The sequence below is a fragment of the Leptospira selangorensis genome (assembly GCF_004769405.1).
Classification (GTDB): Bacteria; Spirochaetota; Leptospiria; order Leptospirales; family Leptospiraceae; genus Leptospira_B; species Leptospira_B selangorensis.
In genome coordinates this window covers 35,140-49,199 of record NZ_RQES01000016.1, presented here as the reverse complement: position 1 = coordinate 49,199, position 14,060 = coordinate 35,140, and the positions used below count along the sequence as shown (strand labels likewise).

The 14,060-nt window shown below is 39.9% G+C and carries 14 protein-coding genes; 9 read left to right on the top strand and 5 right to left on the bottom strand.

What is annotated here, in order from left to right; genetic code table 11:
• Nucleotides 1–92: 92 nt before the first annotated feature.
• Nucleotides 93–512 (bottom strand): DUF1761 domain-containing protein, encoded by a 420-nt coding sequence (locus tag EHO58_RS10640; protein WP_135679907.1) that lies wholly within the window; start codon nt 510–512, stop codon nt 93–95.
• A 165-nt stretch (nt 513–677) separates the two neighbouring features.
• On the opposite strand from EHO58_RS10640, the gene EHO58_RS10635 reads away from it, so the two are divergent.
• A complete protein-coding gene (locus EHO58_RS10635; RefSeq protein ID WP_135679906.1) occupies nt 678–1,307 on the top strand; it encodes a TetR/AcrR family transcriptional regulator in 630 nt (209 codons plus the stop codon).
• A 6-nt stretch (nt 1,308–1,313) separates the two neighbouring features.
• Here the strand turns inward: EHO58_RS10635 and EHO58_RS10630 are convergent, their stop codons facing one another.
• Both EHO58_RS10630 and EHO58_RS10625 read right to left on the bottom strand, forming a co-directional pair.
• A complete protein-coding gene (locus tag EHO58_RS10630) occupies nt 1,314–2,615 on the bottom strand; it encodes a glycoside hydrolase family 1 protein (protein WP_135679905.1) in 1,302 nt (433 codons plus the stop codon).
• A gap of 1 nt (nt 2,616) precedes the next feature.
• Nucleotides 2,617–3,282 (bottom strand): TetR/AcrR family transcriptional regulator, encoded by a 666-nt coding sequence (locus EHO58_RS10625; protein WP_135679904.1) that lies wholly within the window; start codon nt 3,280–3,282, stop codon nt 2,617–2,619.
• 266 nt (nt 3,283–3,548) lie between these two features.
• Here EHO58_RS10625 and EHO58_RS10620 point away from each other — a divergent pair, with 266 nt between their 5' ends.
• The 6 genes from EHO58_RS10620 to EHO58_RS10595 all read left to right on the top strand — a co-directional run bounded on the left by EHO58_RS10620 (nt 3,549) and on the right by EHO58_RS10595 (nt 9,658).
• On the top strand, nt 3,549–5,081 hold the full coding sequence (locus tag EHO58_RS10620) for a choice-of-anchor D domain-containing protein (protein ID WP_135679903.1): 1,533 nt from the start codon (nt 3,549–3,551) through the stop codon (nt 5,079–5,081).
• Nucleotide 5,082: 1 nt separating this feature from the next.
• Nucleotides 5,083–7,095, top strand: a complete 2,013-nt coding sequence (locus tag EHO58_RS10615; protein WP_244241134.1) for a S8 family serine peptidase — start codon at nt 5,083–5,085, stop codon at nt 7,093–7,095.
• Between the two features lie 170 nt (nt 7,096–7,265).
• On the top strand, nt 7,266–8,126 hold the full coding sequence (locus EHO58_RS10610; protein WP_135628996.1) for a bifunctional helix-turn-helix domain-containing protein/methylated-DNA--[protein]-cysteine S-methyltransferase: 861 nt from the start codon (nt 7,266–7,268) through the stop codon (nt 8,124–8,126).
• Entirely contained in the window at nt 8,123–8,827 is a 705-nt protein-coding gene (locus EHO58_RS10605) for a 2OG-Fe(II) oxygenase (protein ID WP_135679902.1), read from the top strand. The genes EHO58_RS10610 and EHO58_RS10605 overlap by 4 nt, the downstream gene beginning before the upstream one ends.
• Before the next feature lie 41 nt (nt 8,828–8,868).
• Entirely contained in the window at nt 8,869–9,072 is a 204-nt protein-coding gene (locus EHO58_RS10600; protein WP_208728780.1) for an Ada metal-binding domain-containing protein, read from the top strand.
• Nucleotides 9,059–9,658, top strand: a complete 600-nt coding sequence (locus EHO58_RS10595) for an alpha-ketoglutarate-dependent dioxygenase AlkB family protein (protein WP_135679900.1) — start codon at nt 9,059–9,061, stop codon at nt 9,656–9,658. The genes EHO58_RS10600 and EHO58_RS10595 overlap by 14 nt, the downstream gene beginning before the upstream one ends.
• Here the strand turns inward: EHO58_RS10595 and EHO58_RS10590 are convergent.
• Nucleotides 9,655–10,704 (bottom strand): questin oxidase family protein, encoded by a 1,050-nt coding sequence (locus EHO58_RS10590; protein WP_135679899.1) that lies wholly within the window; start codon nt 10,702–10,704, stop codon nt 9,655–9,657. The two genes, EHO58_RS10595 and EHO58_RS10590, sit on opposite strands and share 4 nt — an antisense overlap.
• 36 nt (nt 10,705–10,740) lie before the next feature.
• A complete protein-coding gene (locus EHO58_RS10585; protein ID WP_135679898.1) occupies nt 10,741–11,760 on the bottom strand; it encodes an MBL fold metallo-hydrolase in 1,020 nt (339 codons plus the stop codon).
• A 68-nt stretch (nt 11,761–11,828) separates the two neighbouring features.
• Here EHO58_RS10585 and EHO58_RS10580 point away from each other — a divergent pair, with 68 nt between their 5' ends.
• Nucleotides 11,829–12,416, top strand: coding sequence for a YdeI/OmpD-associated family protein (locus EHO58_RS10580; RefSeq protein WP_135679897.1), 588 nt, complete (start codon nt 11,829–11,831; stop codon nt 12,414–12,416).
• 127 nt (nt 12,417–12,543) lie between these two features.
• A complete protein-coding gene (locus EHO58_RS10575) occupies nt 12,544–14,031 on the top strand; it encodes an RCC1 domain-containing protein (RefSeq protein ID WP_135679896.1) in 1,488 nt (495 codons plus the stop codon).
• The last annotated feature ends 29 nt before the right edge of the window (nt 14,032–14,060 follow it).

Sequence of the window (14,060 nt, the reverse complement as noted above, 5' to 3'; positions counted from 1 at the left end):
AATAAACTTTTCTTATATTCAGTAGTAGCCTCATTACAATGGCGCTACTACTCGTAGAACGAAAGTCCGGTTAGAGCCAGCCGGCTTTTATTTCAATAACTTGCGATGATCGCACCCATGACCGACATAACCAGAAAAGAACAGCCGCATTCGAATAACCAAAGGCCAAGTTTTCTTCCCATCCAAATCACTTCCATCGAAGTGGAGGTTACTACAAAACCGATCCATAGCCAAAGTGCACAAATTACTCCTCTCCAAATACCCTCACCCGCCAGATAAGGAGAAGGCATAGCGAACAGATAAATGACGGCTATCACATAAGCGGTCACAAAGTTTGCGACTAAGTTCCAAAATAAATTCGGAAGCATATCTGAAAACTTTTCATTTCCTGTGGGCACAATATTCGCGAGCCTCATCCAAACTTTGCCAAGAATGGGTCCATGCAAAAGAAAGCCTAAAACCATAGCGGCAAGAGTAGCCAACAAAACTGAAGTTAAATTGATCGGTATCATACTATTATCCAATAGATTTTTCCGCTGCATAATATTTTGCAAACGGATGGATCTCATTAACATACTAATTAGTATGTTACAAGAAAAATATTTTCCCGCATCCTTTTTTGTTGCGGAATTCGGGAAAATAACTTAATTAGTAGGAGAGATTAAGTTCCGAAATAAATGAAGAAGGCAGTAAAACAGTTACCAAAAACCCGAGATCTGGAAAAAACCAGAGAGAAAATCCTATACACTGCCTTTCAGAAGTTTTTCCAATCAGGCTTTCAGGCCACAAGCATGGATGATATAGTAAAGGGAACTGATTTGAGTAAAGGAGCGTTTTACCATCAATTTCCTACCAAGTTCATTTTAGGTTACGCGGTGGTGGAGGAAGTTATCCGGCCTCTGATTATAGACCGCTGGATCCGCCCTCTCCAGGATTACGAGGATCCTTTGCAAGGGATCCTGGATCTGATGCAAAAACATATCTGCGATATTAAGCCGGATCTAATTCGTTATGGATGCCCTTTGAATAATTTTATGCAGGAGATGTCTCCTGTGGATAAAGGATTCCATACTCGATTAAAATCCGCTCTTCAGCTTTGGATCCAAGAATTAGAAAAAGAATTGGTACGAGCAAAAGAGAACGGACTGATCCTAGAAAATATCAATACCCAGGAAGCTGCTTCCTTTATCGTAATGTTTCATGAAGGAGTCTATGGCTTCTTAAAAGGATCAGGTGACCGGAAATTATCCGGTCACTTTCTCAACATGATGAAAAATTATCTCCAATCGATCTCAACTGGCAAATGAGATTATTCAGATAGATCTATTTTCGATCCTCTTAGTCCTACAAATCTCTGCGTAACGAAGTGCGCTCATTCTAGGTTTTCTTTTCATAGTAGTATAATCCACTTCTACCAAACCAAAACGAGGACCATAACCATCATTCCATTCTAAATTATCTAAAAAGGACCAATGATAATAACGTTCCACTTTGACACCTTCATCCAAGAGAAGTTTAATCTGATAGAGATGGTCTACGATATATTTTTCTCTCTTCTCATCTTTCTCATCCGGGATTCCATTCTCTGTAATATAGATAGGAAGTTTGTATTTGTCCCAAGCTCGATGGCAAACTTTGTGAATACCTTCCGGATAAATTTCCCAACCTAGATCATTTTTCTCTGATTGTGAGATACTAGGATCCACCAAAGGAGTAGCGAATAGATTTCCCGGATTATAGCTAGCTTTGAATAAATGTCTGGAATAATAATTGATCCCAATAAAATCACAGAAGATCCCCTTCCCTTCCGGATAACCGAAACCTACAGGAAAACAAAGTTTACCTTCTACAAAACCTTTCATATGGATTTCGTGAAATAGATAATCGCTTAAAAAACATCCTAATTTGGCGAGTGGATGAGAATTAAAAGGTTCGAATATAGCAAGATGATGTGCAAAACCAACTTTAGTTTCTCCCACAAATCCGAGTTCCTTCCGGATTTTATGGATCAGCTTATATGATTTCAAATGTACTAAGATTAGATTTTTAGTAACCTTCATGTAAGCCGCAATATCACCGTGACTTCCTGGAGGATATTTTCCATCCATATAACTATCATTTGCGAATACATTCGGCTCATTGATAGTACACCATTCTGAAACGAGATCCCCGAAATTTTTAATGGAGAAGTCCACAAATCTCATGAAGTCCTCTACTGCATCCTTGGAAAGCCATCCTCCTTTTTCTTGGAACCATTGAGGACAAGAGAAATGATGAAGAGTTACAAGTGGTTTAATGCCTGCTTTGATAAGTCTTTGGAACTCGTCCCGATAATGTTCCACTCCTTCCGCGGACCATTCTCCTTGTTTAGGTTCTATACGACTCCATTCGATGCTCATCCGATAACATTCTTGGTGGAGTTGAGAAAGAAGTTCTATATCTTCTACATATCTACGATAATGATCCGCTCCAGTGATGGAAGATTCTCCATTTCCTACTTTTCCGATCAGAGACCAAGCATACCAATTATTATATATATCTCCACCTTCTATCTGAGTTGCTGCTGTCGCAGAACCCAATAAAAAATCTTTAGGAAGTTCGAAACTTTTAGACATGTTAATTCTCCTTCTTTTCTCCGAGGCCTTCTTTCATTTCTAACGCAAGCACCAATAGATCAATTTGTGTTTGTACAAGCTCCATACCATTCACGCCGAATTCTCTTGGGATCAAAGTTTCTCTAAGAGCGACTCTCTGCCCAAGGCTCCAAAGAACTGTTGTAATTGTAGGAACTAGTATTGCTAAGGAAGAAGGGATACTAAGACTTCTATCCCCTTCCCCCTTTTCTAAAATTTGTATGATAAGTTTTTCGGTGAATAGGAACTCTGCGAATAGTGACTCTTCCGAAGAAGCATCCAATTGAAAAGAACCACGCTCTCTGAATACAAAGTCGAACTCTGCAGTAAAACGTAGTAAAGGTTTATGAGTTTCTAAATATTTAGCTAGAGTTTTGAGAAAGGAAACAAGCTCTTCCTTACCGGAAAGATTGGAACTTCTCAGCTTTTCAAATGTTTGGAGCTGAAAATCATTCCAAGGAGAAAGAAGTTTACGAAGAACCGCGATACTGAGTGCTTCTTTTGTATCAAAATAACGGTACAGATTTCGCCTGGTGCAAGTTGCTTTGGCGGCAATCTCCTCCATAGAAACATCCAGGAGTCCTTTGGCTAAAAACAGCGATTCTGCGGCTTCTAATACAAGTTCTCTGGTTTGCTCCCTTGTTCCCACATCCCCTCTTTTTAAAATGTCACATATTGTGACATTTTTCTAAAAATGGACCTGAATTCAAGAATCGTCAAGCCATTTGCAAATTTGCGGAAAAGTAAAAATGAGACGGTAACTTTAAATCAATTATCCCTTAGGGCACATAACGTAATTCTTTAAGTGAAATATCTCAAATTAGGTACAGCGGATCCTGTTTTTTTGCCTTATTACCGCGGAAAAGATTCGCGCTCTATCAAGTATGAAATTCTCTGGAATTCTATTTTATTTTTATGACAATAAAACTCCCCAATTTGCAAAATATTCGATTCTGTTTCTTATTTGTTCTTTTTCTCCTAACGCTTGTGACATGCGACGGGGGAGGAGGCGGTGGACTTAAGTTCTTCCTTGGTGGAGGATCAACTCCTCCAACTGTAACAAACTCTTCCCTAAAGGTAGGAAGACAAGGTTACGCTGGATTGCCGACAGGCAGAACTTTAAAGTTGGGTAGTTTATATGCTAGCAGCGTAAATCAATATACAATGGTAATTACGAATACAAGCTCAGAAAGTATAACGCTCAGTGGTGCTCCAAACTACGTTATTTTAGGCGGAAGTCATTCGGACCAATTCAGCCTAACTCAGCCAACCTCAAACGTTTTAAGCGCTAGCGCGACCCAAACATTCACCCTTACCTTTTCGCCTAAGACCCTCGGTGTAAAAAAGGCGACTTTAAAGATTGTTTCGGACGATCCCTTGAGTTCAAATTTCCTTCTAAATATCGAAGTTACCGCAACTCCTCTACCTGGCCCGGATATCAACTTAAGTTATGGTGATAATTCCCTAACTTCCGGCGTTTCTAATCTGAACTTCGCGACCAGTTCCGGAACCACTCAGACAAATCAATTAACAATCTATAATATAGGCGACCAAGATCTTACTATTTCGAACACAAGCATAACCGGAACAGATAGTTCTAAGTTTAGCCTAAGTGCTTTATCCGGAAGTAGCACAATCGTTTCGGGAGGAAGTAGAACTATCTCGATCACTTTTGCGCCGACTTCTTCTGCCTCATATTCCGCAAGTTTTAATATCCAAAGTAATGATAGTTCTTCTCCTTTCCAAATAGCATTAAACGGCACAGGCACTTCTGGTCCGGTCCCTAATATAAAAGTATCTTACGTAAATAATAGTAGTATTACAGAAGATGCAACAACCGGAACAGGGCATACTTTTAGTTTCGGAAGTATTCTCCCTGGAGCCAGCTCCAGTTCGATCTCTGTTACAATCTTAAATTCAGGGACAGCCAACTTGACTCTGCCTAGCACCCCGGTTACTTTAAGCGGCACAAATCAGAGCGAGTTTTCAGTGACTCAACCTCCACTCTTGACTCTTTCGCCAAATTCTTCCACTACGTTTACGATTAAATTTAGTCCATCTAGCAACGGAAGTAAAACGGCAAAAGTGACTCTCGCATCTTCCAATGGAGATTTGGGTTCTGCATCTTCTTCTGCCATTGATCTTAGCGGAGTCGGTGGTAGTAAGGATGTTTTAATACAATGGAACAATGCAAAAGAAAAGGATGTTAATAAATCCGGCGGAGGTTTTAAAGTCTGTTATAAAAAAGGGTCAACCTTTACGGCAGAAGGAGACTCCGGAGTAACTTGCACAAATGTTCCTTGGACAAGCGGTTCTTACGCTCCAAATAGCAAATTAATAACCTTCACCTCTACCGGAACATATTACGTTAAGTTAAAGTCTTACTCGACTTTAAATACAGGTTCCGCTTTTTCTTCTCAATTCTCTATCAATATTACTGGTCCATAATATGAAAAAATTAATCCAATTCTTCAAAAAAAATATGAAGATCCAAATCTTAATATTTATACTTACACTCTTATTCGTAGGAGGTCTAACTGCAAAAGGTTCAGACCAAAACTTCCTACAAAAGATCAAAAGGCAGTTCGAATCCTTAGCCCAAACTGATTCAAGCTCAGAAGGTCTCAAAAAACGCAGATTCGCAAAGAATCAAAAATTCGTGCAAGGAGAGATCCTAGTAAAATTCAAAGGAAATACCGGAGAATCCGTCAAAACCTTTGCAGCAAATAAGCTAGGAGGTTCCCTTCTAGAATCCGTTCATTCAAACGGACTTAGTAGAATTTCCGTAAGAGAAGGTTCTTCCATAGAAGAAGCTATCCAAGAATATAATAACCAACCTGGAGTGGAATTTGCTCAGCCTAATTATGTGTATCATAAAACTGTGAAAACACCGAATGATCCAGGGTTCAATCAACTTTGGGGTCTGAAAAATTCCGGACAGACAATTTTTTCTCCTTCTTATTCCACTTCTAACCCTGGGACAAGTGGCAACGACATGAATATGCAAAACGCATGGGATCTACAAACGGATTGTACTACCACAGTAGTTGCCGTTATTGATTCCGGGGTGAACTACAATCATGAGGATCTTTCTTCAAATATGTGGTCTAGCGCAAGTTGTGTGAGTGATACTGGAGTTTCCCTCGGAGCATGTTCGAATGGTTATGATTATGCAGATATAGATTCAGATCCTATGGACTTGGACGGGCATGGAACTCATGTGGCAGGAACAATCGCTGCGAAAGGAGATAATAATCTTGGATCCTCAGGAGTCTGTTGGAACGCCAAAATAATGGCGGTTAGAGTTTTAGATGAATTCGGTTCCGGAACCACAGCTGACATCGTAAAAGGGATCAATTTTGCATTACGTAACGGAGCTAAGGTAATTAACTTGAGTCTCGGCGGAAATACTTACGATAGTTCATTTGCAAATGCAATTACCTCCGCCGCCTCAGGAAGCCCTTATGAGGCTTTATTTATAGTAGCTGCAGGTAATGATGGCGCAGATTTGCAAGGCTCGAGTACTTCTCTTTATCAACAATCCTACCCATGTGAATTCACTCACACGAATCTTTTATGCGTAGGAGCATTGGACCAAGCGTATCTAGTCGCTAACTTTTCTAATTATGATTCAAATGCAACCTCCACAAATCGTTCCGTAGATGTGGGAGCTCCCGGAACAAATATCAGAAGTTCTTGGACAGGATTAGAAGGATATGAATTAACCGATTTTTCCACATGGACAATTTATTTAAGCTCTGGCACAAGCTGGGCGGCAAATAATTGTACAATAGGCGGTAGTAGCTACAGTATGTTACTTCTCCCTAACGATTGTGCAACTGTGATGGCAGGAACATCTACGAGTGGTTATGCTGCAAATACTACTAGTTATGCCTATAAAACGTTTTCACTTGCAAGCGGAACCGATCTCACAAAAGTTAGCGCGTTAATTTATCTGGACACCGAATCATACGATAAAGTTTATACTTCCTATCGTGGGGATAATTTAGTACCCCATCCTAGCCAATCCCCTTATGGATTAGGAGTATATTCTGGAGAAATGAACGGTGCTTTAGGGTCCGTAGAATATTCTTTACCACTTTGCACAGGTTCAGCCACAGCTTGTACGTTTGCCTTTTATTTTTATTCGGACTCGACTATATCTAAGGCTGGGGTTGGAGTTGTTTTATTCGAGTTGACCACTTTGGATAAAGACAATCTCACCCAATATAAAGTGATAGATGGTACATCAATGGCGACGCCTCATGTGGCTGGAGTGGCAGCGCTTGTCCGTTCCTATAATCCAACTCTAAATTCTCAAGATGTAATAGAGGCGATTGGAAATGGAGGTAAAACAACTTCTTCCATTAGTGCCAAGACCAAATATGGAACTTCAGTAGATGCTTATGGTGCTTTAAAATATCTACAAGCACCTACCGGTATAACAGGCGCCATTCAATAACTTTCCACTCTTTTAAGTCCGGGTTTCGGCCCGGATCTCTCCCTCAATACAAATTGATTTTTCTAAAAGATAAAAAAACTTTTAGGAAAATTTTATTATTTGTATAATTTTATTACAAATAGCAAGTATCGGGTTTCGAGTTTACTCTTTCTTACCTATACTCCAAGACCATGAAAGGACAACAAAACACAGATTTCGAAAGGATTGCAGACGCGATCTTCTATCTTCGTAAAAATTTCAAAACACAACCAAACTTGGAAGATGTAGCCGGCAAACTCAAACTTAGCCCTCATCATTTCCAGAGAATGTTTACGGACTGGGCAGGAGTAAGTCCAAAGAAGTTCTTACAATACACCACCTTGGAATATGCAAAAGGTTTATTAAAAGAAAATGGCTCCTCCTTGCTTGATACAGCTCTGGATTCGGGACTTTCCGGGACAGGTAGATTGCATGATCTATTTGTGAATATAGAAGGAATGACTCCGGGTGAGTACAAGAACGGAGGAAAGGATCTTTCGATTAATTATAGTTATGCCGAGAGCCCTTTTGGAAGATTACTTGTGGCTTCTACACCAAAAGGAATTTGTTATATTTCATTTTCCGAAAATGAGAAGAAGGTATTCCAAGAATTAAAATCCATCTTTCCGAACGCAACATATAATCAGACCGTAGATATGATCCAACAGAATGCATTGTTCATATTCACTCATGATTGGAGCCAGCTGGGTAAGATAAAGTTGCATCTTAAGGGAACCGACTTCCAACTCAAAGTATGGGAAACTCTTTTAAAAGTCCCGATGGGGAAACTTTCCACCTACGGGCAGATAGGAGAACAAATGGGAAATCCTAAGGCAACTAGAGCCATAGGAACTGCGATTGGTAATAATCCTGTAGCATTTCTAATCCCTTGTCATAGAATCATCCGTTCTTCCGGAGAGTTTGGAGAATACCATTGGGGAGATTCTCGTAAAGTTGCGATGATCGGCTGGGAAGCTGCCAAGACGGATCTGGTAAACAGGAATGATCTGTGAACCCGGACTTTTTAAAATTAAATTGGCATAGTCTATTAGAAAACTTGAATTCTTCTGGTGCCGTCCTTCAAAAGAAAGTATTAGATGAGGCAAGTTGTTCGGAATGGATCTCTTCCTACGATCAATCAGATCTATTTCGTAAAACTGTGGTGATGGAAAAATATCGTTTTGGTTCCGGAGAATATAAATATTTCAAAAACCCAGAACCAGAACAAATCACTAAGATCAAAAAGGAAATCTATCCAAAACTTTCTCCATTAGCGAACCAATGGATGGAAAATCTGGGAATTAATAACAGATTTCCACTCGATTTGAATACTTTTCAAGATCTATGCAAAGAGAAGGGACAAACTCAACCTACAAGTCTTTTGCTCAAATACGGAAAAGGAGGATTTAATACTCTTCACCAAGATCTATACGGAGATATTTATTTTCCGATCCAATTAGCATTCTTCCTAAATGAGCCAGATAAAGACTATGAAGGAGGCGAATTTGTATTAACTCAATCCAGACCAAGAGCTCAATCTAAACCGATAGTGTTCCGTCCTGAAAGAGGAGATATGATCATATTCACTACTGACTTTTTCCCAGTCAAAGGAGTAAAAGGATATTATAGATCTCAGGTAAAACATGGAGTCAGCGAAGTTCATAGTGGAAACAGACATACTTTGGGTATAATCTTTCACTACGCGGTATCTTAATGCTTCTTCATTCCCAATTTCAATCACAAGAAATAAGATCTTTGATTCGAAAAAAGAAATTAGCTTTGGCTGGAAATTTGAAACTAAAAATTTACGGAACTCTTTCTTGTAATTCAGGCAAAAGAATGAATAAACAAAATCGTATTTTCTTTACTTCTGAAAAAGAAGCGATCCATTTAGGGTTCAGACCTTGCAGGCATTGTTTAAAAGAAAAATATAAAGTTTGGAAAAATGGAACTGTTTGAATCGGAAAGGCAGAGGAACTTACTTCCTTATCAGGGAATCGTAACGTATTACGGGACGATCCTTGCTAAGAGTGCTTCGGACAGTCTTCTAAAAATTTTACTTGAGGACATCCCTTGGAAGAACGACGAGGCTATAATTTACGGAAAACATATAACCACTAAAAGAAAAGTAGCCTGGTTCGGAGATTCAGATTATGAATACACATATTCAAACACCACCAAAAAAGCCTTACCTTGGACAAAAGAACTTTCGGAGCTCAAAAGTTTAATGGAAGAAATCACTGAAACTAAATTTAATTCCTGCTTACTCAATTTGTATAATAATGGAGAAGAAGGGATGGCCTGGCATAGCGACGATGAAAAAGCCTTGGGGAAAAATTCCGTAATCGCTTCTTTATCATTTGGAGCGGAAAGAAAATTTTACTTCAAACATAAGTCCACAAAAGAACAGATTTCGTTAATCTTAGAACATGGAAGTTTATTAGTTATGCGAGGAGCCCAAGAATCTTGGCTGCATAGTCTTCCTAAAACAAAATCGATCAAACAACCCAGAATAAATCTGACTTTTAGAACCATGCGCCATTAAGACAAAGGTTCTAAAAACTTTCTAGCCAAACTAGCGGCAGCATAATATGCAGGAGAAGGATTGAATTCATACTCCTTCAAACATACTTCCGTAAATTTGATCGCATGTTCGTCTCCATGCTCGATTGCTCCGTTTATCATTTCCTCTCTGGATTCTTTTTCTAATCTTTCAGGAAGTTCCAGATTTAACTTTTTACCGAATGCTGAAAATAAAGCCGCTCCCGACTGCCATGAATATCTTAAGACCGACTTTTTTTCATATTCATTCAGAAAAGGCAATATACTTCTGAGAGCGGAAACACTAGTCACAGAATGGATAAAAACGATCGCGGATAGATTATCTTCCACATTATTCAACACTACTCTGGAAAATCCTTCCGATAAGCCTGAGATAATTTCTTCAGGTCGATTAGAAACGTTTAGATATCCGATCACGGGAGAAAAATGATCATAATCTCCTAATCCCTGCAGAGAAGAAACGATTGTGCCCGAAAAGTTTTTAAATTCATTCGGAACAAAGTCCACTTTTTGTATAGCGTCTTCCGGCTGTAGACCCAGCAAAGAATCAAAAGAAGTAGGCAATTCCAAATAACTAGAGGCCCAAACTGCTAATCCGGAAGCAAGTTCTCTCCTTCTACGTCTGGATTCTTTTCTAGTCAAACTTCTGACCGCATGTCCTGTGCGGATCACTCCATGTGTAGCGTCTGCACAAATCCCAGGAGCAAGTTTGACCGCCCATTCAGAAATCGTTTTTTGCCAGGGACCTTCTTCCAGCTCTGAGTTAAAAAAGTTTTCCCATTCAGGATATGTATCCGGAATTCCCAGGAAGTCTTTCCAATCTCCGCTGTAGATTTTGTTTCTAGGTTTCTTTTTTTCTAAGAATTGGTTTCCATACCGTTCCAACCAAGGGAAAATACTTTCTCTTTTCCCCATGGTAAGCAATGCCTCACAAGCCATTGGGGCATGATTACTGAGTCCGTTTTTTAGATCAGGACCATAAGGTTCTAAATATTCTAAAACTTTCTCCATCGTATCCTCTTCTTCCATATAGCATAGCCGCCTTGATCCTTACGAACCAGTATATTAAAATAACAGAATGCTCTCGAAACCTCTTAGGATCTTAAACTGGATCCCATCCTGGGAAGTTTTACGTATCATATATTCCATACCGGTTTTCACATCGTCTCCCAGGCTTAAATTAGGTTCCAATGGCGAACTTAAGGGTTTGAAAAAATTATCCCAATGCACCGGGATCACCATCTTAGGAGAAGTTTTTGTCACCGTTTCTTCGTAATATTTCGACCTAAATTCTTCTTCCTGTTTACCGAGCATTGCAATCCCTAAAAACAGAACGTCCGCCTTTAGACCTTCCCAAGCGTTTTCTATATAATTCGTACTTCCTTTAATTAAGATGGAATGTTTTCCCTGTTCTACTAAAAAATCGTAGGTCCCGCCCTCTATATAATCTTCCGCCTTAGCTGGTTGAGAAAGAGCCTCTGTTAGATCCGGTCTATTCGGATCGGCAGCATTCGTTTTTCCTAAAATTTTAAAAGGAGGAGTATGTTTAGAATTCAACACAGTGATCTTAAACTTACCTATCTGGATCTTTTTCCCGGGTTGGAATAATGCCAATTGTTCATCAGGCAACCCTCCCCCTTTTCCGATTTGGATGGTAGAAAGAGAACCGTATAATTTCGCTCCGGTTTCCTTAGCGATAAAAGGAGAATCCATAGAATGGTCGTAATGAGAATGGCATACCAAGATCCCTTTTAAACGTTTAATACCCGCAAGTAGCATAACGTATTTAATCTCTTGTTCATCCGAAGAAATTTTAGAGAACATGGTTCTAAAAAGAGAAGGCCTGGAAAAAAATCCATCCGTCAAAATCTGAGTCTCTCCATCATCCAATAGAATGGAGCTAGTACCTAAAAATACCGCTCTTACTTTTCCCTTTGGGATCTCTGAAGAAAGATCCTTGGGATCATTTCCTATAAAATGTTCCTTATAGTCCTGGATATTTGCGGAAGAAGTCAGACAATTCTGCATTAATAAGACCGCAGTCAAAAGACTAAAAAAACTGGACCTGGAACCTCTTATACTCATGCTACCTACCGAAAATAACTTTCATAAACTAACATACACTTCAAACTTCTGCCAAGTAGAAATTCCTAATGATACCAAAGTTCTTTAAGACCGGAAAGGAATTCCGTTCCTGGCTTTCCAAAAATTATAAAAAAGAAACGGAACTTCTTCTAGGCTTTTATAAAATAAAGTCCTCCAAAAAAGGAATTCTTTATGGAGAGGCAATAGATCAGGCATTATGTTTCGGTTGGATAGATGGGATCCGAAAGAGCATAGACGAGGATAGTTATACTGCTCGCTTTACTCCCAGAAAAACCGGAAGTATTTGGAGCAAGGTCAATATTAAACGTATCCAAGAGTTGATCCAGGAAGGTTTAGTCCAAGAGTCCGGACTACAAGCATTCCATTCTGAAAAGAAAAAGACCGCGCAATATTCATTCGAACAGGATAAGATAGAACTACCTTCTATTTTTAAAAAACAATTCCAAAAAAATACAAAGGCCTGGGAGTTCTTTAAAAGCCAGGCACCTTATTACCAGCGAACTGCCATTTGGTGGGTGATCAGTCCCAAAAGGGAAGAAACTAGGCTTAAAAGGTTGGATATTCTCATCTCAGACTCCCAATCCCAAAAGAGGATAGATGCAATCACATGGAAGAAGAAGGAGTCCAAAACCTAAACTTCTGCCCTTCTCTCCTAATTTTCACTCGAAAATGAGCGTTTTTAATGGATTGACCAAAAGTGGATTCTTTCGATTTTGGTATTTTTGATATTGAGACTTAGATTCATTATCTAGAGAGAATGCCATGAAACGCCTATTGCCCCTAGTTTTTCTATTCCTATGGACCTGCTCCAACTCTTCCTCCAAAACCCCAATGGGGCTTTTAGGTGGAACTGCCTCCACTATTAGCTCCAATTTCGAGATTACCTCCCCCTCCGAAGGAGAAATTCTATCCGTTTATCAGTTCGACCTGGGGATCGGAAGCGCAAGCTCCGGGAACTACGAAGTGTTTCTGAACGAAAACAAGGAAACGGAAGTGGAAGGTGAAACCACTGAATTCCAAGTATCCAACCTTAAACCGAAAAGAGGACAAAACACACTCAAAGTAGTTTTAACGAGTGAAGAAGGTAACGTACTTGAAAAATCCGTCTCCTTCTATTTCGGGAACAAACTAACTGCGGGAGGATCACATTCAGGATTTATAATAAATGGATCCGTTTATATCTGCGGAAGAAACAATAAAGGCCAATTAGGGACCGGATTTTCGGAAGGAGATACAAGCAATCCGAATATAGTAAAACTCACTTCTATCTCAGGGATCGTAAGCCTTTCATTTAATCAAAACAATTCATTAGCGATCAAAGACGATGGAAAAGTGTATACTTGGGGAGCAAATGCCCAAGGACAATTAGGCCTCGGAAACACAACTGAACCTGCAGTTGGGACCGCAGGAAATCCGGCTGCACAAACACCTCCTACAGAAGTTCCAGGGATCACAGATGCTGTTATGGGAGCATTCGGTTTCAATCACGCAGTAATCCTTAAGTCTGACGGAACAGTAGTCTCATTCGGACAAAATAATGTGGGCCAATTAGGAAATGCAGATCCGGCAATTACCACTACGACAGTTTCTTCCAATCCTGTGACCGTGGTCGGGCTTACTAATATCATCCAAGTAATTGCAGGTTCCCAACATTCCGCCGCCCTAGATTCAAACGGTGACGTTTATGTTTGGGGAAGAAACCAGTATGGAAATTTAGGAAATGGAACTACTTCCACTGCGACTGCAATTACCTCAACTCCCGCAAAGGTTCCAGGACTTACCGGTGTAAAACATATAGCGAATGGGAGAGATCATATTCTCGCATTAAAAAGCGACGGGACAGTTTTTGCCTGGGGATTAAATGCAAGTGGTCAGCTGGGTTTGGGGAACCAAGACAGTCCTAAAAATACTCCATTACAAGTAAATAATATAACGAATGCTATTCGAGTATTCGCAGGCGGGACCCAAAGTTTTGCCCTACTCTCCGACGGAAGTATCCAAGGTTGGGGAGAAAATGGACAAGGCAACCTAGGAAATCCGGACGCTGCTACTAAAGTTACCGAACCAAACTTAAGCGTAGTCGGGATCGCTAAAGGATCCAGCTTAGGGATCGGAGCTCTTCACGGTTTTGTATTATTGCCTGATAGTTCCGTTTATGGTTGGGGTTGGAATTTTAGAGGTTCTTTAGGAAGGTCTGATCTGCAAGATTCTTGGGCTGCCAAGACCCCAGTTGCTTTAACATTTCCATAAGAATAGTGCCACTTATTATAAAAAGATCC